Here is a 25,033-nt window from a genome sequence, read left to right as displayed (position 1 = left end):
CGCCTCGGGTTCTGCTCAGACCGCACGAAGCCGCTCCGCCGCCCGCTCGCCGCGTCGCCCGACCGGCACCACGCCGGTCGCCCGGCCCAGCCCGAAGGCGGGCATGTTCACGTACACCGACTCGTAGCCGCCCGCCGGCACGACGTACGTCTCGTGCCAGAAGCCGACCTTGTTCTTTCCCTCGCGTATCCGCCGGTTGAACGCCGCCCAGGCGGGCCGGTGCTCCATGCCCGCGGCCGAGGCGTACGCGAAGAGCTTGTCGGTCGACTCCCAGTACTGCACCACGTACAGCACCCGCGGCCCCAGCAGTGTCTGCGCACCGAGCATCCCCCGCTCCCGCTCCCGCGACAGTTCCCGCAGCATGCGCGGCATGGCCCGCATCACCGGCAACCAACTACGCACCGCCAGAAGGCTGTTGAAGCGCATCCCGATCAGGAACACCACGACTTCCCCCCGCGCGTCCGCGGTCATACGCCCCGCGATCGGCTTGTCAGCCATGACGAAACCCACCTTCCCCCAGAGAACGGCCCTTGAGGACAGCGATTGGATAGTGCCGCTATCCATGATTGGATAGTGACACTCTCCAACGCGCAACGCAAGGGGAGAGAGCAAGGGAGTCGCACGGCCATGAGGCTGTCGGAGCTGAGCAGACGAAGCGGCGTCGCCACCGCCACGGTGAAGTTCTATCTACGCGAGGGGCTGCTGCCGCCGGGCCGCCGGATCACCGCCACCCAGGCCGAGTACGGCGAGGAGCACCTGCGCCGGCTGCGTCTGGTGCGGGCGCTGATCCAGGTCGGCGGGGTCTCCGTCGCCTCCGCCCGCGAGGTGCTCGCCGCGCTGGACAACGACTCCCTGGATCAGAACGACCGCCTCGGCACCGCCGTCTGGGCCCTCCCTCACGGCAAGCCCGCCGACCTCGACGACCCGGCGACCGAGACGGCCCGGCAGCGCGCCGACCGTCTGCTGGAACGGCTCGGCTGGGGCTACGGCCCCCTGACCGATGTGACGCCCCCGGCTTACGGAATGCTGGTGAACGCGATCGCCACCCTGGAGCGGCTCGGATACCCCTGCGCCTTCGAGGACTTGGAGCCGTACGCCCGCGCCATGGAACAGCTCGCCGTCAACGATCTGGATCTCGTGGAGCGGTACGGCGGGACGGCGGACGAGCAGGTGGAGGCGGCGGTGGCGCTGACCGTGCTGTACGAGCCGGTGCTGCTCGCGCTGCGCAGGCTGGCGGAGGCGGAGGAGTCACGCCGCAGGTTCGGCACGCACTGACCACACGACGATGGGCCCCCACCGAGGTGGAGGCCCATCGATCACGTACCCCCGACCGGATTCGAACCGGCGCTACCGCCTTGAGAGGGCGGCGTGCTAGGCCGCTACACAACGGGGGCGTGGACTCTGCGTTGCCGCAGGCCCGAGCTGGTCTACCTGGACTCGAACCAAGACTAACTGAACCAGAATCAGTCGTGCTGCCAATTACACCATAGACCAATGTGGTTTAGACCAGTCAGTACCCCCGACCGGATTCGAACCGGCGCTACCGCCTTGAGAGGGCGGCGTGCTAGGCCGCTACACAACGGGGGCCCTAGCGATCCTGCATCGAGGGCGGCGGGAGCTACCCGGACCGCCCTCGCGGGAAGGATCTGTACCCCCGACCGGATTCGAACCGGCGCTACTGCCTTGAGAGGGCAGCGTGCTAGGCCGCTACACAACGGGGGCTTTGCAGATGAGCTCTGCGAGCTGGCCTACCTGGACTCGAACCAAGACTAACTGAACCAGAATCAGTCGTGCTGCCAATTACACCATAGGCCACCGGAACGCAAGCCCCTACGGGGGTTCTCGTTCTAGTTTGCTCCCCCGGATTCCGGCCTCTCGGCCCGCTCCCCGGCGGCGCAGGAAGAACATTACCTGAAGGTGGACAGGGCTCCAAAACGAGTATCGGAGCCGAGGATCGCGGGGAGTTCGGCGAGCGAGGCGATCCGGTGCGGGCCGGCCGGAGCGTCGGCCCAGGTGTGCGCGCCGTCGCGATCGATCCACACGGACACCAGTCCGGCGTCGGCGGCGCCGCGCCAGTCGATCTCCGGGTGATCGCCCACGTACGCGACCAGGTGCGGCGGCAGGTCCAGCGCCTCGCAAGCCGCGAGGAAGGCGCCGGCCTGCGGCTTGGAGACGCCGAGCTCGGCGGCGCACAGGATGGCCTCGAAGCGGTCGTGGACGCCGAGCACGCGCAGTTTGCGGTCCTGGACGTGCAGGCTGGAGTTGGACAGCACCGCGTGCCGGTGACTGGCGGCGAGGGTGTCCAGGACGGGCAGTACGTCCGGGAAGAGCGCCCAGGCGGCCTCGTAGTGCCCGATGTACCGCTCGAACCAGGCCTCCGCCTCGGCGTCGGTGAGTTCCCGGTCCAGGAATACGCGCACCCGGTCGCGTCGCTGCCCCTCGAAGGACACCTCGCCGGCCGCGAACCGCGCCCACTGGCTGTCGGTGACCGCCCGCCACTGAGCGAGGGCCTGCTCGGCGCTCTCGTACGCGTCGAGCAGGCCCTCGGCCGCCAGGTGTGCGCGCATACCGGCGCGGTCCGCGGTCGTGTAGTCGAACAGCGTGTCGTCGACGTCCCAGACCACGGCCCGAATGCTCATGGCCTGACGGTAACCCGGCGACCACGGGTTCCGGGCGGGTACGGCGAAAGGGCGGCACCGCTGCCGGGTGCCGCCCCTCACCTGTGCGGGCGCTACGCCGCGAGCTTCGCCAGGGCCGCGTCGATGCGGGCCAGGGTCTTGTCCTTGCCGAGGATCTCCAGGGACTCGAAGAGCGGCAGGCCGACCGTACGGCCGGTGACGGCGACGCGGACCGGGGCCTGGGCCTTGCCGAGCTTGAGGCCGTGGGCCTCGCCGGCCTCAAGGACCGCCGTCTTCAGCGACTCCGGGCCGGCCCAGTCGGCCGCGTCCAGCTTCTCGCGGGCGGTGCGCAGCAGGGCGTCGGAGCCCTCCTTCATGGCCTTGGTCCAGCTGGCCTCGTCGAACACCGGCTCCGGCAGGAACAGGAAGTCGACGTTGTCGGTGATCTCGGACAGGACCTTCAGGCGGGTCTGCGCGTGCGGGGCGACGGCCTGCCACTTCAGCTCGTCGAAGGCCTCCGGGGCCCACGGGGCGAACGGGGCCTGCAGCCACGGACGGCAGCGCTCGGTGAAGTCCTTCACGTCCAGCAGCCGGATGTGGTCGCCGTTGATCGCCTCGCACTTCTTGAGGTCGAAGCGGGCCGGGTTGGGGTTCACGTCCGTGACGTCGAAGGCCGCGACCATCTCGTCCGTCGTGAAGATGTCCTGGTCGGCGGAGAGCGACCAGCCCAGGAGGGAGAGGTAGTTGAGAAGGCCCTCCGGGAGGAAGCCGCGTTCGCGGTAGAGGTTGAGCGACGACTGCGGGTCACGCTTGGAGAGCTTCTTGTTGCCCTCGCCCATCACGTACGGCAGATGGCCGAACTCCGGGGTGCGCTTGGCGATGCCCAGCTCGGTCAGCGCCTTGTAGAGGGCGATCTGCCGAGGGGTGGAGGAGAGCAGGTCCTCGCCGCGCAGGACGTGGGTGATCTCCATCAGGGCGTCGTCGACCGGGTTGACCAGCGTGTAGAGCGGGGCGCCGTTGGCGCGGACGATGCCGTAGTCCGGGACGTTCTCCGGGGTGAAGGTCAGCTCGCCGCGGACCAGGTCGGTGAAGGTGATCACCTCGTCGGGCATCCGGAAGCGGACGATGGGCGCGCGGCCCTGGGCCTTGTACTCCTCGAGCTGCGCCGGGGTCAGCTCGCGGCAGTGGCCGTCGTAGCCGGACGGCTTGCCGGCGGCGCGCGCTGCCTCGCGGCGGCTGTCGAGCTCCTCCTGGGAGCAGTAGCAGTGGTAGGCGTAGCCACCGTCGAGGAGCTTGTGGGCGACGTCCTCGTACAGGTCCATGCGCTGCGACTGGCGGTACGGCGCGTGCGGGCCGCCGATCTCGGGGCCCTCGTCCCAGTCGAAGCCCAGCCAGCGCATCGCGTCGAGCAGCTGCTCGTAGGACTCCTCGGAGTCGCGGGCCGCGTCGGTGTCCTCGATGCGGAAGACCAGGGTGCCGCCGTGGTGCCGGGCGAACGCCCAGTTGAACAGGGCGGTGCGGACCAGGCCCACGTGCGGGTTACCGGTGGGCGAGGGGCAGAAACGGACGCGTGGGGGTACCCCCTGTCCGAGCGGAGTCGAGGACTTGGGGGAGGGGGAGCCGGGTGCGCTAGCCACGCTTGACAACCTTGTTGGTGAGAGTGCCGATGCCTTCGATGCTGACGGAGACCTCGTCGCCGACAGCGAGGGGGCCGACCCCCGCGGGGGTGCCCGTGAGGATCACGTCGCCGGGGAGCAGCGTCATGGCCTCGGAGATGTTGACGATCAGATCCTCGATCGGGTGGATCATCTCGCTCGTGCGGCCGAGCTGGCGTTGCTGTCCGTTGACGGTCAGCTGGATGGTCAGGTCGCCCGGTTCCAGGTCGGTCTCCACCCAGGGGCCGAGCGGGCAGGCGGTGTCGAAGCCCTTGGCCCGGGCCCACTGCTTCTCGCGCCGCTGGACGTCACGGGCGGTGATGTCGTTGGCGCAGGTGTAGCCGAGGATGACGTCCCTGACGCGCTCACGCGGGACTTCGCGGCACAGGCGGCCGATGACGACGGCCAGCTCGGCCTCGTGGTGGAGTTCCTCGGAGAAGGAGGGGTACTGGATCTCGTCCCCGGAGCCGATCACCGAGGTGGACGGCTTGAAGAAGGCGAACGGCGCGTCGGGCACGTCGTTGCCGAGTTCACGCGCGTGCTCGGCGTAGTTGCGGCCGAAGGCGACGACCTTGCTGGGCAGGACCGGCGGCAGCAACCGTACCTTGCTCAGCGGCACCTTGGTGCCGGAGAGCTCGAAGTCCGCGAAGGGGATGCCCCTGATGATGTCGAGAACGAGCTCGTCCGGCTTGTCGCCCTCGACCGCGCCGAAGGCGACGTTCCCGTCGATGGAGAACCTGGCGATGCGCACGGGATCCTTGCGCCCCTTACCTGAGCTGGGTGGAGTCTGATCGCTCCAGGCTAACGCGGCAAAGGGCGGGCGCCCCGCGCAATTGCCGTGCGGGGCGCCCGGTGGGGTGGTCGGCGCTACTCGGCCGCCGCGGCCCCGACCGGGACGTCCATGAGGATCGTGCGCCGGGGGTTGGCCGTCCGGGCGGGGAGGTCGACGGAGTGCTCGGGGAGGTCCAGGGGCGCCAGGTCGTCGGTGCCCTCGAGGTGCGCCAGGGTGGTACGCCGCGGGTTGGCAGTCGTGCGGAACATCGTCGTCGTCTTCACGGTTGTACTCGACCCTGTCGTGTGCGGGGCGCCGGAAGCGCCGGTTGGCAGAACGTTGTCTCTTGTAAAGCGTCAGGCTAAACATCCGATTCCCCGCCGACGGCGGGAAGGGTCCCCGAGTTCGGTGTGAGTTTCCTCACGAACCAGAGCTCAAAACGGTCAATTCCGGCTCGCAACTCATACCAACGAAACGGACATTGGGCCCCTGAAGCGCGCATTCCGCTCCTGATCATGGCGACTGGGACACCCGGCGAGCTCCGACGACTCGTTAGGTTATGTCCGCTATAAGGCGGAGCCCGCTCTACAAGTCGTGACGTCACCCTCACGTGGTGTCACGGAGGTCACAGCCTGACCAACTGGCCTTGTTGGAGATCCTGCACTGTGCTGGAATTCCACGGACCGCCGCAGGATCGAGCCGGCGCGCAGGGGGCGCGAATCAGCGTCGCTCCTGACGAGTGAGCGGCGAGAGGGGGAATCCAGCGCCGGTCACTCACGACCACCCGGGTGCGTATTCAGGGCGCTCCCGACCACGCCGACACCGTCCTTCCGTTCACGCGGAGGGGCGCCTGGTCCAGAGGTTGCGACGCTAGTGCAGGGACGTTTCAAGAGGGATGGCAGTGCTTCGGCGGAGCCGGAGCCGCACGGCGGGACCGACCGCGGTTCCTCGCCCCAGCACGCCCAGGGCCCGGCCCCGTCCGGTGACGGTGGTCCGCGCTCCGGGCGCTCCGGTGCGTCCACGGCCTCCGGTCGCCCGGGCGCCCCGGCGTCCACGGGCTCACCGGCGTCCGCTCCGGCGGTGAAGCCACCGCAGGGCGCGACGGGTCCAGGGCCACGAATAGCGCTGCGCAACTGGCGCATCTCGACCCGCCTGGTGGCTCTGCTGACGCTCCCGGTGGTCGCGGCCACCTCGCTCGGCGCGCTGCGCATCAGCCAGTCCATGGACGACATCGAGCAGCTCGACAACATGAAGCTGCTCACCGAGATGACCAAGCAGGCGACCGAACTGGCCGCCGCGCTCCAGGAGGAGCGCGACCAGTCCGCCGGCCCGCTGGCGCACGGCTCGACCGCCAGCGCGATCACGGTCAAGGGCTTCCAGGACAAGACGGACCGGGCGCTCGACAACTTCCTCGCCGCGTCCGAGGAGGTCGACTCCGCCAGCAAGGACGGCAACCTCCAGGGTGTGCGCGACAGCCTCGTCGGCCTCGCCCGCGACCTGAACAGCCTCAACGAGATCCGCAACAACGCCTACGAGGCCGAGGGCAACTCCACGCAGACCGTGGAGGCCTACCACCGCCTCATCACGCACCTGCTGGACCTCTCGCAGGACATGGCCGAGGCGACCAGCAACCCGGACATGATCCAGCGCACCCGCGCCCTGTCCGCGTTCTCCTCCGCCAAGGAGTACGCGTCGATCCAGCGCGCGGTCCTGGCTGCGGCCCTGCCCGCCAGCAACAAGACCTTCGGTGACCTCTCCGAGAACGACCGGCTGTACGCCGAGTCGGGTCTGGAGAGCCAGGTCTCCGAACTGCGCAGCTTCTCCAGCATCTACGGCGACGGCGCCGAGGAGCTGCTCAAGCCCATCGACCAGGGCAACGCGACCATCGAGGCCACCGACAAGTACGCCAGCCGCGCGCTCAGCCGCGAGAACGGCCTGGCGGGCCTGGAGAAGCGGTCGTACCGGGACTGGCTGGACGACAGCTCCACCAAGATCCAGCAGATGAAGAACATCGAGCGCACGCTGCTGGAGGACATGGAGCAGAAGGCGCGCGAGCTGCGCAGCGAGTCGGAGCGCGAAGCGATCATCTCCGGTGCGCTGGTCCTGATCGTGCTCGGCGTGTCACTGGTGGGTGCCTTCGTGGTGGCCCGCTCCATGATCCGCTCGCTGCGGCGCCTGGAGGACACCGCGACCAAGGTCGCCCAGGAGCGGCTGCCCGAGCTGGTCAAGCAGCTGTCCGAGTCCGACCCGCAGGACGTCGACACGTCCGTGGAGTCGGTCGGTGTGCACTCCCGCGACGAGATCGGCCGTGTGGCCACCGCCTTCGACGACGTGCACCGCGAGGCGGTCCGCCTCGCCGCCGAGCAGGCCCTGCTGCGGGGCAACGTCAACGCGATGTTCACCAACCTCTCGCGCCGCTCCCAGGGCCTTATCCAGCGCCAGCTGTCCCTGATCTCCGAGTTGGAGTCCCGCGAGGCGGACCCGGACCAGCTGGCCTCGCTGTTCAAGCTGGACCACCTCGCCACCCGTATGCGCCGGAACGGCGAGAACCTCCTCGTCCTCGCCGGTGAGGAGCCCGGCCGCCGCTGGACCCGTCCGGTCCCGCTGGTCGACGTGCTCCGCGCCGCCGCGTCCGAGGTGGAGCAGTACGAGCGCATCGAGCTGGCCTCCGTGCCGACCACCGAAGTGGCCGGCCGTGTCGTCAACGACCTCGTGCACCTGCTGGCCGAGCTGCTGGAGAACGCGACCTCGTTCTCCTCGCCGCAGACCAAGGTCAAGGTCACCGGTCACGCGCTGCCCGACGGCCGCGTGCTGATCGAGATCCACGACACCGGCATCGGCCTCTCCCCCGAGGACCTGGCCCAGATCAACGAGCGGCTCGCCGCGCCGCCCACCGTGGACGTCTCCGTCTCCCGCCGCATGGGTCTGTTCGTGGTCGGCCGCCTCTCGCAGCGCCACGGCATCCGCATCCAGCTGCGCCCGTCCGACTCCGGTGGTACGACCGCGCTGGTCATGCTGCCGGTCGACGTGGCCCAGGGCGGCCGCAAGCCGCAGGGCAAGCCCGGTCAGGGCGGCCCCGGTGGCACGGGCGGACCGGCCGCGGCGCAGGCCGCCGCCGGTGTGGCCGCGGCCCGCCGTGGCAACGGCTCCTCGCTGGGCGCGGGAGCGCCGGGCGCCGGGGCTCTCGGCGCCGGTGCGTCCGGCGGTGGCCGGCTCGCCGCCGGACAGGGTCCGCGGGCCGCATTGCCGGGCCGCGACTCGGGCGGTGCCCCGGGCGGGGCACGTGGACCGCAGACTCCCCCGGCCCCGCAGCAGGGCCGGCCGGGCGCCGGTGCGGGCAACGCCCAGGCGCCGGTTCCCCCGCCGGGCCAGGAGACCCGCGGCCCCGTGGGGCCGCAGCGCGGCAACGGGAACGCCGGTGGCGAGCGCGGTCGGCGTGGCCGTCAGGCGCAGCTCCCGCCGCGTGGCGGAGCGCGGGCCGAACTGCCTGGCAGCCCCGAGCAGCAGCGCCCGAGCTGGAGCGACGAGAACGCGCAGCCGCCGGTGCCGCGTGCCGCGCTGGACACCCCGCGCGGTCACGACGAGCAGCGGGACCCGTCCCAGACGGCCCCGATGCCGAGGATCGACGACCGGCACGGCCCGGGCGCCACCTCGGAGATCCCCGCGGTTCCCCGCATGGACGACCGCCAGAACCCGGGCGGCCCCGCGGACTTCCCGCGCCAGGGCCCGAACAACCAGCAAGGCGGCGGGTCGTTCGTCCGCTCGGACGTCTTCGGCAACCCGGGCGGCCAGAGCGACCCGAACAACCCGTCCAACACGGGCCAGTTCGCCGTACCGCAGGCCTACGACAACGGCTCGACCGGTCAGTACCCGGCGCCGCAGCAGCGGCAGGACAACGGCGTGAACGGTCAGTACGCGCCGCAGGGCTACGACAACGGGTTCACGGGCCAGTTCCCCGCTCCGTCGGGCTACGACAACGGGGCTACCGGCCAGTACGCCGGGTACGACGGCTCGTCCACGGGACAGCACTCACTGCCCGGACACCAGAACCCGTCGGCCACCGGCCAGTTCGAGCGTCCGCAGGGTGACTTCGGTGGCCAGCGGCCGCCGGCCCCGCAGCGTCCCCAGCAGCGGCACGCCCGCCAGGAGCCGGAGGCACTGCCACCGGCCTCGGGCCCCGGCGACGGGCGTACGCCGCTGTACGACACGCTGGAGACGAACTGGTTCCGCGGCCAGCAGGGCCAGCCGGCTCCCCAGGGTCAGGCGGGCCCGCAGGGCCAGGCCGGCCAGCAGTCCCCGCCGGTCCGGGCCCAGCGTCCGCAGGGCAACGGCTCCGCGCCGGCCCCGCAGGCACCGCAGGGTCCCCCGGCTTCCCAGCGTCCCGCCGCCCCCGCATGGCGCAGCTCGCCGAACGACGAACTCGTCCGGCAGGCAGAGCGTGTGCGGCAACCGGCTGCGGGCGGCGTCACCACCTCCGGTCTGCCGCGCCGCGTACCCCGGGCGAATCTCGTCCCGGGCACCGCACAGCAGCAGCCGCACCAGAGCGGTCCGCAGGTCTCGCGCGCCCCACAGGACGTGCGCGGCCGGCTGACCAACCTCCGTCGGGGTATCGCACAGGGCCGTCAGGCCGGGTCCGGCCAGACGGGCAGTTTCCCGAGCCCCACTCACCAGCAGGAGCGTTAGTTGAGTCCGATGAGCCAGGCGGCACAGAACCTGAACTGGTTGATCACCAACTTCGTGGACAACACCCCCGGGGTGTCCCACACCGTCGTCGTGTCCGCCGACGGTCTCCTCCTGGCGATGTCGGAGGGTTTTCCGCGCGACCGCGCCGACCAACTCGCGGCCGTCGCGTCGGGACTCACCTCGTTGACAGCCGGGGCGTCCCGGATCTTCGAGGGCGGCGACGTGGCACAGACCGTCGTGGAGATGGAGCGAGGATTCCTTTTCCTCATGTCCGTCTCTGACGGCTCGTCCCTCGCCGTTCTCGCACACCCCGAGTGCGACATCGGCCTCGTCGGCTACGAGATGGCGCTACTGGTGGACCGCGCGGGAGCAGTGCTCACGCCGGACCTCCGCGCCGAACTGCAAGGAAGTCTGCTCCACTAACGCCCCCGGATCCACCCGTCTCACCAAATCACCGTCCGGCCGCCACAATCCCCCCACCGGCCCCCGTCAGACGGCACGCCTGACCAACTTGCTGTCCCGCCCGGAGGATTCATGACCCCGCCCACCGCCTCTCATGATCCGTACGCAGATCCGTACGGGGACGAGGGCGACCAGCCGCTGGTTCGTCCGTACGCGATGACCGGCGGCCGGACCCGGCCGCGCTATCAGCTCGCCCTGGAGGCGCTGATCAGCACGACGGCCGACCCGGCAGCGCTCATGGGGCTGCTCCCGGAGCACCAGCGCATCTGCCACCTGTGCCGCGAGGTGAAGTCGGTCGCCGAGGTCTCGGCGCTGCTCGCCATGCCGCTCGGGGTGGCCCGCATCCTCGTCGCGGACCTCGCCGAGGCCGGACTCGTCGCCGTCCACCAGCCGGGCGGCGACGAGAGCAACGGCGGTGCGCCCGACGTGACACTGCTCGAAAGGGTGCTCAGTGGCCTTCGCAAGCTCTGAACCGAGAGGTGCCACCACCTCTGCCAAGATCGTGGTGGCCGGCGGCTTCGGCGTGGGCAAGACCACGTTCGTAGGCGCCGTCTCGGAGATCAACCCGCTGCGCACCGAAGCCGTCATGACGTCCGCGAGCGCGGGCATCGACGACCTCACGCACACCGGGGACAAGACCACCACCACGGTGGCGATGGACTTCGGCCGCATCACGCTGGACCAGGACCTGATCCTGTACCTCTTCGGTACGCCGGGTCAGGACCGCTTCTGGTTCATGTGGGACGACCTGGTCCGGGGCGCCATCGGCGCGGTGGTGCTGGTGGACACCCGCCGGCTGGCGGACTGCTTCCCGGCGGTGGACTACTTCGAGAACAGCGGCCTGCCGTTCGTCGTCGCCCTCAACGGCTTCGACGGTCAGCAGCCGTACGCTCCGGAGGAGGTCCGCGAGGCACTGCAGATCGGCCCGGACACCCCCATCATCACCACCGACGCCCGGCACCGGGCAGACGCCAAGTCCGCGCTGATCACGCTGGTGGAGCACGCGTTGATGGCACGGCTGAAGTAGCGACTCAAATATTCTGTGCCGTACGGCAGTTGCCGTAGGCGTCATCATCGAGGCGGCGGAGCCGGCTGTGGCCTTTGACACGGTCGGCTTCGGTGTTCATAACGTTTCGGCAGAGGAATCGAGGAGTCCCGCCACGCGTCGCGGTCATGTGGTGTCGCTGCGCGCACGAAAGCCCCGTCATTTGACGGGGCTCGCTCTTTATGACCGTTTTATCTAGGGCCTGCGTCAGCACGAATCCGCCCTTTCCCATGTTTGGAAGAGCGCAGGTCGACGTGCTGGAATGCCTGGACTGCCCAAAGGTCAAAGACGTACTCAGTGGTCGATGGCGAACTGGGCTCTGAGACACTGCGGCACGACGTAGGTGCCCGCCGCCGAGAGGTTGTTGGTCGAGTGAGGCGAAGCAACAAAGGTCCCGAGCCGCCCGCCCGGGGCAACTTCACCCCGCCGCCGCGCGGAGCGGCGCCCGCCCCCGCTGTGCCCGGTTCGGAGCAGGTGGCCGCGCCCGCTTCGAGCGGCGGCCGTTTCTCCCCGCGCAACTGGCGCGTGGCGACCCGACTGAACGCGATTCTGCTCATCCCCGTGATGGTCGGCCTGGTCATGGGCGGCTTCCAGGTGAAGAGCTCGATCGACACCTGGCAGCAGGCCGAGGACGCGGAGAGCACCGCGCGTCTGGTCCGGGCCTCCCTGACCTACGCGGACGCCCTCTACACCGAGCGTGACCTCAGCGCGGCCCCGCTGCTGCTGGGCCGCGACCAGGCCACGGTCACGCAGGCGCGCAAGAAGACCGACGCCGCCGCGGACTCGTTCGACGCGGCCGCTCAGAACATGCCGCAGAAGCCGGGCCTGGAGCGCCGGCTGAGCCTGTTCCGTGAGGTGGAGCCCAAGCTCCAGCAGCTGCGCCAGGTCGCGTACACCTCACGGCTCGACGGCGTGAAGACGGAGGAGGGCTATGTAGAGGTCGCCCACCCCCTGATGGAGTTCGCCAACGAGCTGGGTCTGGGCACCGGAAACATCACCAGCTACGGCCGTACCGTCTACGCGATCTCGCTGACCAAGGCCGCGCTGTCGCTGGAGCGGTCCATCGGCACGCACATCCTGGTCAAGCCGGGTCCCAAGGACGCCGACCTGGCCAAGCAGCGCGTGGCGATCTCCTCCTACGCCTACCTTGAGGGCATCGCCGTCGAGGAGTACATCGGCGGTGGCACCGAGGCCGACGCGCAGAAGCTGGAGGACGCCAAGAAGCGGATCGAGGCGGACGCCCAGCAGCAGGCCAAGGAAGCCCTGGCCAAGAACCCGGACTACCAGCCGCCGCCGTCGGACCCGGCCGTGATGGTCGGTGCCATGGCGGGTCTTACCAGCACCGACCCCGCCGCCCGTGAGGCGCTCGCTCAGCAGGGCATCACCGCGGAGAACTGGTGGGCGGTCAACACCCTCAAGTACGACGCGTACCGGCAGATCGAGTCGGACATGGCCGACACCGCGGTGAACGAGGCCGCGAGCATCGCCGACGGCGCCAAGCAGGACGCGATCATCACCGGCGCCATCGTCGTGGTCGCCCTGCTCGCCGCGTTCATCCTGGCCGGCATGGTGGCCCGCCAGATGAGCCGCTCGATGCGCCAGCTGCGCAACGCCGCCTTCGGCATCGCCGAGCAGCGGCTGCCGATGCTGGTCGACCAGCTCTCGCGCACCGACCCCGGTCGTGTCGACACCCGTGTCTCGCCCATCCCGATCTCCTCCACGGACGAGATCGGCGAAGTCGCCCGCGCCTTCGACCAGGTCCACCGCGAGGCCGTCCGGCTCGCCGCCGAGCAGGCTCTGCTGCGGGGCAACATCAACGCGATCTTCACCAACCTCTCGCGCCGCAACCAGTCGCTGATCGAGGGCCAGCTGACCCTGATCACCGACCTGGAGAACAACGAGGCCGACCCGGACCAGCTGGAGAACCTCTTCAGGCTGGACCACCTGGCCACCCGTATGCGCCGCAACGGCGAGAACCTCCTGGTGCTCGCGGGCGAGGAGCCCGGCCGCCGCTGGGACCAGCCGGTCCCGCTGGTCGACGTGGTGCGCGCCGCCTCCTCCGAGGTGGAGCAGTACGAGCGCATCGAGATATCCGGCGTGCCCGAGGCCGAGATCCACGGCCGTGCCGTGACCGACCTCGTGCACCTGCTGGCCGAGCTGCTGGAGAACGCCACCACGTTCTCCTCCCCGCAGACCAAGGTCCGCGTCACCGCGACCCGGCTGCCCGACGGCCGCGTGATGATCGAGATCCACGACAAGGGCATCGGCCTGACCGCCGAGGACTTCGCGGACATCAACCACAAGCTGGCCAACCCGCCGACCGTGGACGCCGCGATCTCCCAGCGCATGGGTCTGTTCGTGGTCGGCCGGCTGTCCGACCGGCACGGCATCCGCGTCCAGCTCCGCCCCTCGGGCGAGCAGGCGGGCACCACCTCGCTGGTCATGCTCCCCGACGCCATCACCCACGGCGGTGGCGGTGAACACGCCCCGGACCGCGACGAGTTCACCGTCTCGCAGATCATCCCGGAGCAGCAGATCCAGGGTGAGAACTTCGGCCAGCCGATGCTCACGGCCGCCGAGCTCGGCTTCGACGACAGCCGCTACACCGAGGTCCCGGACGACATCCGCGACCTGGACCCGGTGGGCCGCTCCCTGATGCGCGAGGAGCGCCGCGCGGCCCTGGAGGCCCAGGCCGGCGGCCCGGAGCAGGAGGGGCAGGGCTACGGCGACGGCGGCTACGACGGCGCACCCGGCCAGGCCTACGACAACGGCGGTCAGCCGTACGACGACGGCCGGAACGCCTATCCCGACCAGGCCGCGGCCTACGGTCAGCAGCCGGGGTACCAGGAGCAGACGTCGTACGAGAACCAGCAGCAGCAGTCGTACGACGAGCAGTACTACGCGCCGAACGGGATGCCGCAGAGCGATGGTTTCCCGACCAACGGCGGTTACCCGGAACCGGGTTATGCGGAGCCGGTCCAGGAGAAGCCCTCGGCCGCTCCGGCCGCCTCCCCGGACTCCTTCTCGGCCTTCGAAGAGCCGTCCTACCAGGGTGACTGGCCGCAGCGTGACGGCTACCAGAACGGCTACGGCGACCAGTACGCTCCCGAAGCGGAAGCCACGCAGGCCGCTGACGCGGGTGAGCGGGACCGCGTAGGCTTCGAGCGTCCGGGGCCGGGCCACTCCGCTCCGCACGCGCTGACCGACGCCGGGCTTCCCCGCCGGGGAGCCACCGGTGGCGGCCAGGCGGCCGGCCGGTCCACGAACCAGGACACGCCGGCCCCTCCGGCGGACGGCGACGCCGACGACAGCTGGCGCTCGGCCAACGACGAGCGCTGGCAGCAGGCCTCGCAGCTGCGCAAGCCCAAGGCGGGCGGGGTCACCTCCTCCGGCCTGCCGCGGCGGGTACCCAAGGCCAATCTGGTCGAGGGCACCGCGGAGTCGACCCCGCAGGGCGGCCCCCAGGTCTCCCGCGCTCCCGAGGACGTCCGGGGCAGGTTGAGCAACCTGCGCCGGGGAGTCCAGCGGGGACGCAGCGCAGGAAGTGAAACGAACGGCCAGGGCTTCGGTCCTGACAGCACCTACAACCAGGAGCGTTAGTGTGAGCCCGATGAGCCAGGCGGCACAGAACCTGAACTGGTTGATCACCAACTTCGTGGACAACACCCCCGGGGTGTCCCACACGGTGGTGGTCTCCGCCGACGGACTCCTTCTGGCGATGTCCGAAGGCTTTCCCCGCGACCGTGCCGACCAGCTCGCGGCCGTCGCCTCCGGTCTGACCTCACTGACCGCCGGCGCCTCGCGCATCTTCGAGGGCGGCCACGTGAACCAGACAGTTGTGGAGATGGAGCGAGGATTCCTCTTCATCATGTCCGTTTCCGACGGGTCGTCCCTCGCGGTTCTTGCGCACCCTGAAGCGGACATCGGCCTCATTGGGTACGAGATGGCGCTTCTGGTGGACCGCGCGGGCACGGTCCTGACTCCTGATCTTCGTGCGGAGCTCCAAGGAAGCCTTCTCAACTAAGAGACAGACGGTGCGATTTCGCGTCCCGTGGCCGTAAGGTTTCGGGACGCGGCTCCGCAACGATGGGTGCCCGGCACAGTCGGAGGAGGAGAAAGTGGCAACACCCCCAAGCGGTTCATCATCGGGCAACTGGTCGTACGGCCCTGGCCAGGGGCAGAACGACGGTTCCCGGAACCGGTACAACTTCCCCTCCACACCGAGCCACCGGCAGCCGTACGCCCCGCAGGGCCCTGGTCCCTCGCCGTACGACCAGCCGAACGCGCCGCGCATCCAGCCGGTGCAGCCGCAACGCCGCACCCCTGAGCCGGCGCCCGCAGGGGCGTCGAACAACCCCCTGGTGCGCCCGTACGCGATGACGGGCGGCCGCACCAGGCCGCGGTACCAGCTCGCCATCGAGGCACTGGTGCACACCACCGCGCAGCCGCACCAGATGCAGGGCCAGTTGCCCGAGCATCAGCGGATCTGCAACCTCTGCCGGGAGATCAAGTCGGTGGCCGAAATCTCGGCCTTGCTGACGATCCCTCTCGGCGTGGCCAGGATCCTCGTCGCCGACTTGGCGGAGGCGGGCCTGGTCGCCATCCATCAGCCCGGCGGCGACGAGAACGCCGGCGGCCAGCCAGACGTGACACTGCTCGAAAGGGTGCTCAGTGGACTTCGCAAGCTCTAGCGGCGGTCCTTCCCGCTCCACCACCTCGGCGAAGATCGTGGTGGCGGGTGGCTTCGGCGTGGGCAAGACCACGTTCGTCGGGGCCGTCTCGGAGATCAACCCGCTGCGTACCGAGGCCGTCATGACGTCAGCTTCGGCCGGCATCGACGACCTCACCCACACCGGGGACAAGACGACCACCACGGTCGCCATGGACTTCGGCCGCATCACGCTCGACCAGGACCTGATCCTGTACCTGTTCGGCACCCCCGGCCAGGACCGTTTCTGGTTCATGTGGGACGACCTGGTGCGCGGCGCCATCGGCGCGATCGTCCTCGTGGACACCCGCCGCCTGGCCGACTGCTTCCCCGCGGTCGACTACTTCGAGAACTCGGGTCTGCCGTTCGTCATCGCCCTCAACGGCTTCGACGGCCAGCAGCCGTACCAGCCGGACGAGGTGCGTGAGGCGCTCCAGATCGGCCCGGACACCCCGATCATCACGACGGACGCCCGGCACCGCGCGGACGCGAAGTCGGCGCTGATCACGCTGGTCGAACACGCGCTCATGGCGCGCCTGCGGTAGGCAGCCGTACGACGACGAAGGGCCCTCTCCGCATCGGAGGGGGCCCTTCGCGCGGGCGCATTTGCCCCGGGTTTTCCCTGTCGCGACCACAAGAGAGGGGCCCCTCCGATGCGGAGGGGCCCCTCTTGGCGTCGTGGAACCGGTTCCCGGCGCTGTGGGAACCGCCCGGTCGGCGCGGCCTAGCCGTGCCAGCTGTGCGGGGCGCGGAAACCGGGCTCGCGCTCCAGGCGGCGCCAGCCGGCCTTCGCGCGGCCGCCGTGCGCCGGGGCCGCCGTGGACGTGTGGGCCGCGGCGCGGGCCAGGAGGACGGCCGTGATGGCGGCGACTTCCTCGGGCTCGGCGTGGCCCTTCTCGACGCGGATGTCAGGGGTGCTCATGGCAGTCAGTCTCCGTGGATGAGGTTTCCGCGGGGGTGCCGCGGAAAGTCCGCTGGGTTACTGCGGGGGGTTGCCGTGCTTGCGCGAGGGCAGGTCGGCGTGCTTGGTGTGCAGCATCGCCAGGGACCGGACCAGTACCTCGCGGGTCTCCGCCGGGTCGATGACGTCGTCCACGAGACCGCGCTCGGCCGCGTAGTACGGGTGCATGAGCTCGGACTTGTACTCCTTGACCATCTTCTGCCGCATGGCCTCGGGGTCCTCGGCGTCGGCGATCTGGCGGCGGAAGATGACGTTGGCGGCACCCTCCGCGCCCATCACGGCGATCTCGTTCGTCGGCCAGGCGTAGGTGAGGTCCGCACCGATGGACTGGCTGTCCATGACGATGTAGGCACCTCCGTACGCCTTGCGCAGGATCAGGGAGATCCGGGGCACGGTCGCGTTGCAGTACGCGTACAGCAGCTTCGCCCCGTGGCGGATGATTCCGCCGTGCTCCTGGTCGACGCCGGGAAGGAACCCGGGGACGTCCAGGAAAGTGACGATCGGGATGTTGAAGGCGTCACACATCTGGACAAAGCGTGCAGCTTTTTCGCTGGCCTCGATGTCCAGGACACCCGCCAGCACCTGTGGCTGGTTGGCGATGATGCCCACGACCTGGCCGTCCAGCCGGGCCAGCGCGCAGATGATGTTGCGCGCCCAGCGCTCGTGGACCTCCAGGTAGTCGCCGTCGTCGACGATCTCCTCGATGACCTTCGTCATGTCGTACGGCCGGTTCCCGTCCGCCGGGACCAGGTCCAGCAGGACGTCTGAGCGGCGCTCGGGGGCGTCGGAGGAGTCGACCCGGGGCGGGTTCTCCCGGTTGTTCTGCGGGAGCAGGGAGAGGAGGTAGCGCACCTCGGCGATGCAGGTCTCCTCGTCGTCGTACGCGAAGTGGCAGACGCCCGAGGTCTCGGCGTGCACGTCGGCGCCGCCGAGGCCGTTCTGGGTGATCTCCTCGCCGGTCACCGCCTTGACCACGTCGGGGCCGGTGATGAACATCTGCGAGGTCTCGCGGACCATGAAGACGAAGTCGGTGAGGGCGGGCGAGTACGCCGCCCCGCCGGCGCACGGGCCCAGCATCACACTGATCTGCGGGATGACACCGGACGCCTTGGTGTTGCGCTGGAAGATGCCGCCGTAGCCGGCGAGGGCGCTGACGCCCTCCTGGATCCGGGCACCGGCACCGTCGTTGAGCGAGACCAGCGGGGCGCCGGCCGCGATGGCCATGTCCATGATCTTGTGGATCTTCGTCGCGTGGGCCTCGCCGAGGGCACCGCCGAAGATGCGGAAGTCGTGGGCGTAGACGAAGACCGTGCGGCCCTCCACCGTGCCCCAGCCGGTGATGACACCGTCGGTGTACGGCTTCTTGGTATCCAGGCCGAAGCCGGTCGCCCGGTGCCGGCGCAGCTGCTCGACCTCTCGGAAGGAGTCCGGGTCGAGCAGCAGCTCAATGCGCTCGCGGGCGGTCAGCTTGCCCTTGGCGTGCTGTGCCTCGGTCGCCCGCTCGCTGGGGCCGGCCACCGCCTGCGCGCGGATCTCGTGCAGTTCGGCCACTCGCCCGCGAGCGTCCGTCGGCTCGCCGGTCGCCTCGCTCGTCGACTCACCCGTCGCCTCATCCAAAACGGTCATGTAGCGACCTTACGAAGAGGAGCGAGGAAAGCGAGCCGTCGACTCCGTACAGTCTCCGGGTCGTTTTCCTGGTACCCCTGAACAGAACCGAGGCGGCATGTACGCGTTCCGACTGCTCAGAGGGCCTTGGCGTTGTAGAGGTCACACAAACTGGCCGGCTCTGAGCCACGCAAGATTCATGTCCGGCCGATGCCATCCGTGGAGTGACACGTGAGCCTATCGCGACACTCCGGCGATGAGGTTGAAAGTTGAACGGAATAGGTCTACGGTCGCTGTCGTTGGCATGGTTGAACATTCAACAGCCCCGTCCCCAAGGAGCACATCATGGGTATCTTCGGCAGCAGGAACAGCGGCACCACGGCCAAGGCCACCGACGTGAACCCGGAGCTGGCCGCCCTGACCGGCGACTACACGATCGACCCCTCGCACACCTCGATCGGCTTCGTCGCCCGGCACGCCATGGTGACGAACGTGAAGGGCAAGTTCCTCGACTTCACCGGCGCGCTGCACCTGGACGGCACCGACCCGTCGCGGTCCACGGCCACCCTCGACGTCAAGATGGACAGCATCAGCACCGGCAGCGACGACCGTGACGGCCACCTGAAGAGCGCCGACTTCTTCCAGACCGAGCAGTTCCCGACGATGACGTTCCGCTCCACCAAGGCCGAGGCGCTCGGTGGCGACGACTACCGCATCACCGGTGACCTCTCGATCCTCGGTGTCACCAAGCCGATCACGATCGACCTGGAGTTCAACGGCACCGCGAAGGACCCCTTCGGCAACGACCGCGTCGGCTTCGAGGGCAAGGCCGAGATCCTGCGCTCCGAGTGGGGCCTGACCTGGAACGCCGCGCTGGAGACGGGCGGCGTCCTGGTCTCCGACAAGATCAAGCTCAACTTCGACATCTCGGCCATCAAGAACGCCTGACGGCGGGACGCCCGCCCTTGACGTCTGCCGAGCGCGCCCGCCCTCCACTCCCCCGAGGAGGGGGCGGGCGCTCGTCGTTCCGGCTCGTCCACCCCGGTCGGGTGCATGTCAGCCAGGCTGTGGCACGTTGCGCCGATGACCTGGTTGCCACCCGCCTTCGTACATCCCCTGCGCGTCGCGATCCCCGAGGGGGACGGCCATCACCCGCGGCCGATCTCTCCACGGTGTAGTTGAAGGATTCGTGCGCGTCGATCTCCGCGGCGTGCCGCTCCAGGCGGCCTGACGCGCCGTCCATCACGGCGGGAGGGCCGGGGGGACGCCCAGATCTCCTGGTGGGTGGTGGACAGCGAGGTCGGCCGCCGAGTGGAGCGGGCACTGGACCTGTTCGTGCCGCGGTGGATCGCCGAGGAGTGGCCCTTCGAGCGGCCGCGCTTCGTGGGGCGGGATCTGACGTGGGACGAGTGTCCGGCGCTGCCCGACCGGTGAGCCCGCCGATCTGACGGCCGGGACGGGCGCGGGGGCGCCCGTGAGCCACCGCGGGTTGGCCGGATTGTGGTGCTTGTGTGGAGGGTCACAGCGTTCTCATAATCTTCCCACGGGAATTGACATGCGCCTGACATTCCCGCATCCCCGGACCCCCCACGGAAGGCGTCAAGGTGAAGACTTTCCTCAAGGCCCTCAAGAGATGCGCGGTCGCCGCCGCCGCCACGCTCGCGGTCGTCAGCCTTCAGCCCGTGTCGGCCGCGCAGGCGGCCCCCTCGCCCGTGGTCGGCGGCACCCGTGCCGCGCAGGGCGAGTTCCCGTTCATGGTCCGGCTGTCGATGGGCTGTGGCGGCGCGCTGTACTCCCAGCAGATCGTGCTGACCGCCGCGCACTGCGTGGGCGCCAGCGGCAACAACACCGGCATCACCGCGACCGCCGGTGTGGTGGACCTGCAGTCCACCAGCGGCCGGGTCCAGGTCCGCTCCACCAAGGTCTACCGAGCCCCCGGCTACAACGGCAACGGAAAGGACTGGGCGCTCATCAAGCTCGCCCAGCCGATCAACCTGCCGACCCTGAAACTCGCCACCACCGCGCAGTACAACACCGGCACCTTCACCATCGCCGGCTGGGGTGCGGCCCGCGAGGGCGGCGCCCAGCAGCGCTACCTGCTCAAGGCGGACGTGCCGTTCGTCAGTGACGCCACCTGCCGCTCGTACAGCGGCTACAGCGGCCTCATCGCCAACGAGGAGATCTGCGCCGGGTACACCGCGGGCGGTGTGGACACCTGCCAGGGCGACTCCGGCGGCCCGATGTTCCGCCGTGACGCGGCCGGCGCCTGGGTCCAGGTCGGCATAACCAGCTGGGGCATCGGCTGCGCGCGCCCGAACGCCCCCGGCGTGTACACCGAGGTGTCCACCTTCGCCTCGGCGATCGCCTCGGCGGCGGCCACGCTCTAGGGCGGACGACCGCCCCGCGCTCCACAGACGTTCGGGCCCGGTGCCGTATCGGCACCGGGCCCGTCCCGTGTCCGCGTACGGATCTCAGAACCCGCCTCCGAAGTCCCCTCCCCCGCCGAAGTCACCGCCGCCGAATCCTCCGAAGCCGCCGCTGAAGTCGTCCGTGTTGAAGTCCGCGCCGGAGACGTCGCCGCCCTGATAGCCGCCGAAGTCGCCGTAGCCCGAGCCGTAGTCGGCGGCGTAGGAGGGGGTGGCCATGGCGCTGCCGAGCAGGGTGCCGACGAGCAGGCCGGGAAGGATGCCGCCGCCGAAGTAGCCGCCGGCCCAGGGGCCGTAGGCCGGGCCCGCGTCCCAGTACGGCCGGCGGCCGGAGGCCGTCTCGACCTCGCGGATCATCGGGTCCTGGCCGTCGGACAGGCGGGCCTGGTCGGCCGCGCAGACCGGCACCTGGCGGGTCGCGCCCTCCGCGGGTGTCCAGGTGACGTCGGCGACCGAGGGGCCGTGGCGCGGATCGAAGAAGCACGGCGGACGGCGTTCGGGGAGTTGGCGCCCCTCGCGGCGGGCGGCGAGCGCCGCCAGCGCGAAGCGGCCGTCCTCCAGGGACCGCGTGACCGGCCGTACGTCCTCGGGCCTGCGGGCCGCCGCCATCTGCGACTTGGCCTTCTCGTAGGCGTCCAGCGCGTGTTCGTAGTCCGCGCGCATGGCGTCGTCGGCGCCGGGTTCGCCGGGGTGGAAGTCCAGGCGGTCCAGTTCCTCGCCGAAGGCGGTGATGTCCTCGTCGACGACCACCCGCAGCTTCTCCAGCGCCGCCCGCCGCTCCTCCTCCTGGCGGCGGCGGTTGCGGCGGACGAGCCCGTAGGCGCCCGCGCCGCCGGCGGCCAGCACCGCGCCGAGGGTGATCAGGCCGGTGGTCGGGACGCCGTCACCGGTACTCTCGCCCCAACTGCTCGGGGCCGTGCCGCCGACGTTGCGCAGGGCGCCGTCGACGAAGTCGTTCAGCTGCGCCTTGACGTCGCCCGCGCTCTGCACGGACGTCACCAGGTTGGACACGGCCGAACGGCTCAGCACACGGCTGTCGGCGCGGGCGTCGAAGGCGTCGCCGAGCCGGATGCCGTACAGACCTGTGACGCCGGTCTGGGTGCGCAGGTTCTGGAAGAGGTTCTGCGTGGGGTAGCCGTCCGGGAGGACCGCCACGAAGACGGGTTTGTCGGCGTCCCTGATCTTGTCGGCGAGCGCTTCGGCGTCCGACGCGGACAACAGGCCGGACGCGGCCGGGTCCACGTAGACCGGGCTTTCGCGCAGGGCCGCGGCGACCTTGGACAGATCGGTGGCCGCGTGCGCGCCCGGCGCACCGGCCACCAGTACCGCCAGCACGGCGGCGACAGGCACGATCAGCAGGCGTAGGAGCCTTTGTACGAGCGCGGCCTTCATATGTTCGAAGCTACCTGAACAGGCACAGAAACGGACATCGGTCCCGGGAGGGAAATTCCCTCCCAGGAACGACGCCCACCGCGGTGGGGTCGTCGAGGAGCGGGGCGGCGGCCGGCTGCGGGCAGGCACGCGAGCCGGTCGCCGTGCTGCGGATAGGCTTCCCGCGCCCCATCGTGGAGATACGGGTAGCCGTGCCGGTGGCCGAACAGGCCCGCGGGCCCGTCCCGGGACCTCACCGGTCGCAGCAGCCGAGGGGCCGTATCGACGCCCGTGACCTGGAGCTCGAGATGACCACACCGCAGGATCTGCTGATCGTCACCCTCAACATCCCCTCCAGCCATGACCTGGGCCAGGGCGATCTGTCGCTCGCCCTCGCCGGCGCGGAAGTGCTCGACCTCGTGGATGCCGGGGCCCTCACCCTGGAGGGCGATCGCCTCGTTCCCGGCGCCGAGCGCGCCACGGGGGACCGCCTGCTGGACGAGGCCGAGGCGGCGCTGGTCCGGCAGCCGCCGTACGAGACGATCGACGAGTGGCTGTGGCGCCGGGGGCGCGGGCTGGCCGAGGCCTATGTCGCCGCGCTGGAGGCGGAGACGCCGACGACGGACGCGGGACGCCGTCACTGGCTGCGCAGGCGGAGCGAGCCGGCCCCGGCTGCGGTCGACTCGCCCTCACGCCACCACGCGAACGAACGCTGGGCCGACCAGGAGCCGGTGCTGGTGGGCCTGGCGAACACGCTGGGCATCGGTGAGCGGCCGGGGAACGGGGCGAACGGCACCAGGGCCACGGACGACGCCGCCTCCGACGACGTCACGACCGAACCGGCCGGGACCTCCGAGGCCGACGAGCTCGCCACCGACACCGCCTTCACCGGTGACGGCGACGGGCCCGTGGTGACGGTCCTCGCCGCCCTCGGCGACGCGCTGACGGAACTGGAGGCTGTCCGGCAGCGCCGCCGTATCGAGGAGGACGCCTTCGACAACGTGTGGCGAGCTCCCTGACCTCCCCCGAACCAGCCGCCCCGGCGCTCGGTACGGCCCCAGGCACCGGGCGGGCCCACGGCGCCCGCACGCCCTCGGCTCCGCACCGAGTCCGGGACCGCCGGGACCAGGACGCGGGGCAGCGGGCAGCCGAGTCCCAGGGATCCGGCGACGCCCCTCCCCCGGCCCCGGGCACCCCGAGGATGCCCCGGCACCGGGCCGATCCAGGCCCGCATCGCCCTGTCGCCCGCCGCCCCGCGCCCTCGGCTCCGCACGAGGGAGCCCCTCCCGGCCGGGACGGCGGGCCTCGGCCGGGTCTTCGGGATCGGCGGGCCCCCCGGCCGGTCGCGGCCGGGCCGCGCCGCGCGGATGGCCCGTGCACCGGGCCTGTCCGCGCCCGCATCGCCCCGCCGTCCGCCCTTCCGGAGGCGGGGCGTGGTAATCCCTCGTGGCCCCCTACGACGCCGGTTCCACGCCCGCGCGGAGGAGGCCGTAGGTGTACGCGTCCTCCAGGGCCTGCCAGGAGGCGGCGATGACGTTTTCCGCGACGCCCACCGTGGACCACTCGCCCGTGCCGTCGGAGGTGGCGATCAGGACGCGGGTCGTTGACTGGGTGCCGTGCTTGCCCTCCAGGATGCGGACCTTGTAGTCCACCAGCTCCAGCTTGGCCAGCTGCGGATAGATCTTCTCCAGCGCGACCCGCAGCGCCCGGTCCAGGGCGTTGACCGGGCCGTTGCCCTCGGCGGTCGCGACGATCCGCTCGCTCTTGGCCCACAGCTTCACCGTGGCCTCGTTGGCGTGGCTGCCGTCGGGGCGGTCCTCGACGATCGCGCGCCAGGACTCGACCTCGAAGTACTTCAGGGGCCTGCCCTCGACCTCGGTGCGCAGCAGCAGCTCGAAGCTGGCGTCGGCGGCCTCGTAGGTGTAGCCCCTGAGCTCGTGCTCCTTCACCCGCTCCACGACCCGCCCGACCAGTTCGCGGTCGCCGCCGAGGTCGATGCCGAGCTCCTTGCCCTTGAGCTCGATGGAGGCGCGGCCCGCCATGTCGGAGACCAGCATCCGCATGGTGTTGCCGACCTGCTCGGGGGCGATGTGCTGGTACAGGTCCGGGTCGACCTTGATGGCGGAGGCGTGCAGGCCGGCCTTGTGCGCGAAGGCGGAGACGCCGACGTACGGCTGGTGGGTGGAGGGCGTCAGGTTGACGACCTCGGCGATGGCGTGCGAGATGCGGGTCATCTCGCGGAGGCGGCCCTCGGGCAGGACCTTCTTGCCGTACTTCAGTTCCAGGGCGGCGACCACGGGGAAGAGGTTGGCGTTGCCGACGCGCTCCCCGTAGCCGTTCGCCGTGCACTGGACATGCGTCGCGCCCGCGTCGACCGCGGCGAGGGTGTTGGCGACGGCGCAGCCCGTGTCGTCCTGGGCGTGGATGCCGAGCCGGGCGCCGGTGTCGGCGAGGACCGTCGAGACGACCGCCTGGACCTGGGCGGGGAGCATGCCGCCGTTGGTGTCGCAGAGGACCACGACGTCGGCGCCTGCCTCGGACGCGGCACGGACGACGGCCTTGGCGTACTCGGGGTTGGCGCGGTAGCCGTCGAAGAAGTGCTCGCAGTCGACGAAGACGCGGCGGCCCTGTTCCTTCAGGAAGGACACCGTGTCGCGGACCATCTCCAGGTTCTCGTCCAGGGTGGTGCGCAGGGCGAGCTCGACGTGCCGGTCGTGCGACTTGGCG

Annotated in this window: 22 protein-coding genes and 5 tRNA genes; 13 read left to right on the top strand and 14 right to left on the bottom strand. The window is 70.4% G+C overall.

Annotation, left to right across the window (positions count from 1 at the left end; all coding sequences use genetic code 11):
* Nucleotides 1-15: 15 nt before the first annotated feature.
* Nucleotides 16-498, bottom strand: a complete 483-nt coding sequence (locus AB0O67_RS16860) for a DUF4188 domain-containing protein (protein ID WP_365450666.1) — start codon at nucleotides 496-498, stop codon at nucleotides 16-18.
* Nucleotides 499-627: 129 nt separating this feature from the next.
* Here AB0O67_RS16860 and AB0O67_RS16855 point away from each other — a divergent pair, with 129 nt between their 5' ends.
* Nucleotides 628-1,275, top strand: a complete 648-nt coding sequence (locus tag AB0O67_RS16855) for a MerR family transcriptional regulator (protein ID WP_365450664.1) — start codon at nucleotides 628-630, stop codon at nucleotides 1,273-1,275.
* A 46-nt stretch (nucleotides 1,276-1,321) separates the two neighbouring features.
* Here AB0O67_RS16855 and AB0O67_RS16850 read toward each other — a convergent pair.
* The 9 genes from AB0O67_RS16850 to AB0O67_RS16810 form a co-directional block, all read right to left on the bottom strand.
* Nucleotides 1,322-1,394: transfer RNA gene (locus tag AB0O67_RS16850), tRNA-Glu, on the bottom strand.
* A gap of 28 nt (nucleotides 1,395-1,422) precedes the next feature.
* Nucleotides 1,423-1,494: transfer RNA gene (locus AB0O67_RS16845), tRNA-Gln, on the bottom strand.
* A gap of 20 nt (nucleotides 1,495-1,514) precedes the next feature.
* Nucleotides 1,515-1,587: transfer RNA gene (locus tag AB0O67_RS16840), tRNA-Glu, on the bottom strand.
* 62 nt (nucleotides 1,588-1,649) lie between these two features.
* Nucleotides 1,650-1,722 (bottom strand) — tRNA-Glu (locus AB0O67_RS16835).
* A 21-nt stretch (nucleotides 1,723-1,743) separates the two neighbouring features.
* Nucleotides 1,744-1,815 (bottom strand) — tRNA-Gln (locus AB0O67_RS16830).
* Between the two features lie 92 nt (nucleotides 1,816-1,907).
* On the bottom strand, nucleotides 1,908-2,639 hold the full coding sequence (locus tag AB0O67_RS16825) for an HAD family hydrolase (RefSeq protein WP_365450662.1): 732 nt from the start codon (nucleotides 2,637-2,639) through the stop codon (nucleotides 1,908-1,910).
* A 92-nt stretch (nucleotides 2,640-2,731) separates the two neighbouring features.
* Nucleotides 2,732-4,255, bottom strand: coding sequence for a glutamate--tRNA ligase (gene gltX / locus AB0O67_RS16820; RefSeq protein WP_365450661.1), 1,524 nt, complete (start codon nucleotides 4,253-4,255; stop codon nucleotides 2,732-2,734).
* Nucleotides 4,248-5,024: a fumarylacetoacetate hydrolase family protein gene (locus tag AB0O67_RS16815; RefSeq protein ID WP_365450659.1), complete on the bottom strand. Its 777-nt coding sequence runs from the start codon at nucleotides 5,022-5,024 to the stop codon at nucleotides 4,248-4,250. Before AB0O67_RS16815 ends, gltX begins: the two co-directional genes overlap by 8 nt.
* A 116-nt stretch (nucleotides 5,025-5,140) precedes the next feature.
* Nucleotides 5,141-5,329, bottom strand: a complete 189-nt coding sequence (locus AB0O67_RS16810; protein ID WP_365450657.1) for a hypothetical protein — start codon at nucleotides 5,327-5,329, stop codon at nucleotides 5,141-5,143.
* 589 nt (nucleotides 5,330-5,918) lie between these two features.
* On the opposite strand from AB0O67_RS16810, the gene AB0O67_RS16805 reads away from it, so the two are divergent.
* From AB0O67_RS16805 to AB0O67_RS16770, 8 genes are all read left to right on the top strand, one after another.
* Nucleotides 5,919-9,728, top strand: coding sequence for a nitrate- and nitrite sensing domain-containing protein (locus tag AB0O67_RS16805; RefSeq protein ID WP_365450655.1), 3,810 nt, complete (start codon nucleotides 5,919-5,921; stop codon nucleotides 9,726-9,728).
* Nucleotides 9,729-9,737: 9 nt separating this feature from the next.
* A complete protein-coding gene (locus AB0O67_RS16800) occupies nucleotides 9,738-10,151 on the top strand; it encodes a roadblock/LC7 domain-containing protein (protein WP_005479910.1) in 414 nt (137 codons plus the stop codon).
* 111 nt (nucleotides 10,152-10,262) lie between these two features.
* Nucleotides 10,263-10,661, top strand: a complete 399-nt coding sequence (locus tag AB0O67_RS16795; protein WP_365450653.1) for a DUF742 domain-containing protein — start codon at nucleotides 10,263-10,265, stop codon at nucleotides 10,659-10,661.
* Nucleotides 10,642-11,217, top strand: a complete 576-nt coding sequence (locus AB0O67_RS16790) for an ATP/GTP-binding protein (protein ID WP_218515851.1) — start codon at nucleotides 10,642-10,644, stop codon at nucleotides 11,215-11,217. The genes AB0O67_RS16795 and AB0O67_RS16790 overlap by 20 nt, the downstream gene beginning before the upstream one ends.
* 390 nt (nucleotides 11,218-11,607) lie before the next feature.
* On the top strand, nucleotides 11,608-14,835 hold the full coding sequence (locus tag AB0O67_RS16785; protein WP_365450651.1) for a nitrate- and nitrite sensing domain-containing protein: 3,228 nt from the start codon (nucleotides 11,608-11,610) through the stop codon (nucleotides 14,833-14,835).
* Nucleotides 14,836-14,845: 10 nt separating this feature from the next.
* A complete protein-coding gene (locus AB0O67_RS16780) occupies nucleotides 14,846-15,259 on the top strand; it encodes a roadblock/LC7 domain-containing protein (RefSeq protein ID WP_054219305.1) in 414 nt (137 codons plus the stop codon).
* A gap of 94 nt (nucleotides 15,260-15,353) precedes the next feature.
* Nucleotides 15,354-15,926 (top strand): DUF742 domain-containing protein, encoded by a 573-nt coding sequence (locus AB0O67_RS16775; RefSeq protein WP_365450648.1) that lies wholly within the window; start codon nucleotides 15,354-15,356, stop codon nucleotides 15,924-15,926.
* Nucleotides 15,907-16,488 carry an ATP/GTP-binding protein gene (locus AB0O67_RS16770; protein ID WP_030216560.1) on the top strand — a complete coding sequence of 194 codons (582 nt, stop codon included), beginning with the start codon at nucleotides 15,907-15,909 and terminating at the stop codon, nucleotides 16,486-16,488. Before AB0O67_RS16775 ends, AB0O67_RS16770 begins: the two co-directional genes overlap by 20 nt.
* Nucleotides 16,489-16,667: 179 nt before the next feature.
* Here AB0O67_RS16770 and AB0O67_RS16765 read toward each other — a convergent pair whose 3' ends face one another.
* Both AB0O67_RS16765 and AB0O67_RS16760 read right to left on the bottom strand, forming a co-directional pair.
* On the bottom strand, nucleotides 16,668-16,865 hold the full coding sequence (locus AB0O67_RS16765) for an acyl-CoA carboxylase subunit epsilon (RefSeq protein WP_365450645.1): 198 nt from the start codon (nucleotides 16,863-16,865) through the stop codon (nucleotides 16,668-16,670).
* A 57-nt stretch (nucleotides 16,866-16,922) separates the two neighbouring features.
* Nucleotides 16,923-18,455 carry an acyl-CoA carboxylase subunit beta gene (locus AB0O67_RS16760; RefSeq protein ID WP_365450698.1) on the bottom strand — a complete coding sequence of 511 codons (1,533 nt, stop codon included), beginning with the start codon at nucleotides 18,453-18,455 and terminating at the stop codon, nucleotides 16,923-16,925.
* A 399-nt stretch (nucleotides 18,456-18,854) separates the two neighbouring features.
* On the opposite strand from AB0O67_RS16760, the gene AB0O67_RS16755 reads away from it, so the two are divergent.
* The 3 genes from AB0O67_RS16755 (at nucleotide 18,855) to AB0O67_RS16745 (ending at nucleotide 20,896) form a co-directional block, all read left to right on the top strand.
* The gene (locus tag AB0O67_RS16755) at nucleotides 18,855-19,457 is read left to right on the top strand and encodes a YceI family protein (RefSeq protein ID WP_365450643.1); all 603 of its coding nucleotides are present in this window, start codon (nucleotides 18,855-18,857) and stop codon (nucleotides 19,455-19,457) included.
* 339 nt (nucleotides 19,458-19,796) lie between these two features.
* Entirely contained in the window at nucleotides 19,797-19,943 is a 147-nt protein-coding gene (locus tag AB0O67_RS16750; RefSeq protein WP_365450641.1) for a hypothetical protein, read from the top strand.
* A 170-nt stretch (nucleotides 19,944-20,113) separates the two neighbouring features.
* Nucleotides 20,114-20,896: a serine protease gene (locus tag AB0O67_RS16745; protein ID WP_365450639.1), complete on the top strand. Its 783-nt coding sequence runs from the start codon at nucleotides 20,114-20,116 to the stop codon at nucleotides 20,894-20,896.
* Nucleotides 20,897-20,980: 84 nt separating this feature from the next.
* Here AB0O67_RS16745 and AB0O67_RS16740 read toward each other — a convergent pair whose 3' ends face one another.
* The gene (locus AB0O67_RS16740; RefSeq protein ID WP_365450637.1) at nucleotides 20,981-22,327 is read right to left on the bottom strand and encodes a hypothetical protein; all 1,347 of its coding nucleotides are present in this window, start codon (nucleotides 22,325-22,327) and stop codon (nucleotides 20,981-20,983) included.
* 83 nt (nucleotides 22,328-22,410) lie between these two features.
* Here AB0O67_RS16740 and AB0O67_RS16735 point away from each other — a divergent pair, with 83 nt between their 5' ends.
* Nucleotides 22,411-23,325 (top strand): GPP34 family phosphoprotein, encoded by a 915-nt coding sequence (locus tag AB0O67_RS16735; RefSeq protein WP_365450635.1) that lies wholly within the window; start codon nucleotides 22,411-22,413, stop codon nucleotides 23,323-23,325.
* Nucleotides 23,326-23,760: 435 nt separating this feature from the next.
* On the opposite strand, the gene cimA is transcribed toward AB0O67_RS16735, so the two are convergent.
* A partial coding sequence (cimA, locus tag AB0O67_RS16730) for a citramalate synthase (RefSeq protein WP_365450634.1) occupies nucleotides 23,761-25,033 on the bottom strand: 1,273 nt, incomplete at its 5' end.

The sequence above is a fragment of the Streptomyces sp. NPDC086077 genome, assembly GCF_040686175.1.
In the GTDB taxonomy this organism is placed as follows: Bacteria; Actinomycetota; Actinomycetes; order Streptomycetales; family Streptomycetaceae; genus Streptomyces.
Note: the sequence above shows the minus strand (reverse complement) of the source record. Positions and strands in the feature narration are given on the sequence as shown.